The sequence below is a fragment of the Microbacterium sp. FG3 genome (assembly GCF_057809335.1).
In genome coordinates this window covers 1-1,590 of record NZ_JBMDJT010000071.1, presented here as the reverse complement: position 1 = coordinate 1,590, position 1,590 = coordinate 1, and the positions used below count along the sequence as shown (strand labels likewise).

Below are 1,590 nucleotides of genomic sequence, written 5' to 3'. Positions count from 1 at the left end.
TGTTGTGGCATTCGTTTTTTACGGAGAGTTTGATCCTGGCTCAGGATGAACGCTGGCGGCGTGCTTAACACATGCAAGTCGAACGGTGAAGCTCCAGCTTGCTGGAGTGGATCAGTGGCGAACGGGTGAGTAACACGTGAGCAACCTGCCCCTGACTCTGGGATAACAGCCGGAAACGGCTGCTAATACCGGATATGCACCATGAACGCATGTTCTGTGGTGGGAAAGATTTTTCGGTTGGGGATGGGCTCGCGGCCTATCAGCTTGTTGGTGAGGTAATGGCTCACCAAGGCGTCGACGGGTAGCCGGCCTGAGAGGGTGACCGGCCACACTGGGACTGAGACACGGCCCAGACTCCTACGGGAGGCAGCAGTGGGGAATATTGCACAATGGGCGAAAGCCTGATGCAGCAACGCCGCGTGAGGGATGACGGCCTTCGGGTTGTAAACCTCTTTTAGCAGGGAAGAAGCGAGAGTGACGGTACCTGCAGAAAAAGCGCCGGCTAACTACGTGCCAGCAGCCGCGGTAATACGTAGGGCGCAAGCGTTATCCGGAATTATTGGGCGTAAAGAGCTCGTAGGCGGTTTGTCGCGTCTGCTGTGAAAACTGGAGGCTCAACCTCCAGCCTGCAGTGGGTACGGGCAGACTAGAGTGCGGTAGGGGAGATTGGAATTCCTGGTGTAGCGGTGGAATGCGCAGATATCAGGAGGAACACCGATGGCGAAGGCAGATCTCTGGGCCGTAACTGACGCTGAGGAGCGAAAGGGTGGGGAGCGAACAGGCTTAGATACCCTGGTAGTCCACCCCGTAAACGTTGGGAACTAGTTGTGGGGGCCTTTCCACGGTCTCCGTGACGCAGCTAACGCATTAAGTTCCCCGCCTGGGGAGTACGGCCGCAAGGCTAAAACTCAAAGGAATTGACGGGGACCCGCACAAGCGGCGGAGCATGCGGATTAATTCGATGCAACGCGAAGAACCTTACCAAGGCTTGACATATACGAGAACGGGCTAGAAATAGTCAACTCTTTGGACACTCGTATACAGGTGGTGCATGGTTGTCGTCAGCTCGTGTCGTGAGATGTTGGGTTAAGTCCCGCAACGAGCGCAACCCTCGTTCTCTGTTGCCAGCACGTAATGGTGGGAACTCAGGGGATACTGCCGGGGTCAACTCGGAGGAAGGTGGGGATGACGTCAAATCATCATGCCCCTTATGTCTTGGGCTTCACGCATGCTACAATGGCCGGTACAAAGGGCTGCAATACCGTGAGGTGGAGCGAATCCCAAAAAGCCGGTCCCAGTTCGGATTGAGGTCTGCAACTCGACCTCATGAAGTCGGAGTCGCTAGTAATCGCAGATCAGCAACGCTGCGGTGAATACGTTCCCGGGTCTTGTACACACCGCCCGTCAAGTCATGAAAGTCGGTAACACCTGAAGCCGGTGGCCTAACCCTTGTGGAGGGAGCCGTCGAAGGTGGGATCGGTAATTAGGACTAAGTCGTAACAAGGTAGCCGTACCGGAAGGTGCGGCTGGATCACCTCCTTTCTAAGGAGCATCTGGCACCCTCTGGGGTGTCCAGGCGCCGGATCATCA

Annotated in this window: 1 rRNA gene; it reads left to right on the top strand. The window is 56.1% G+C overall.

Annotated features, from left to right (window positions below):
- Positions 1-17: 17 nt before the first annotated feature.
- Positions 18-1,542 (top strand): 16S ribosomal RNA (locus ACODR5_RS13480).
- Positions 1,543-1,590 lie beyond the last annotated feature (48 nt).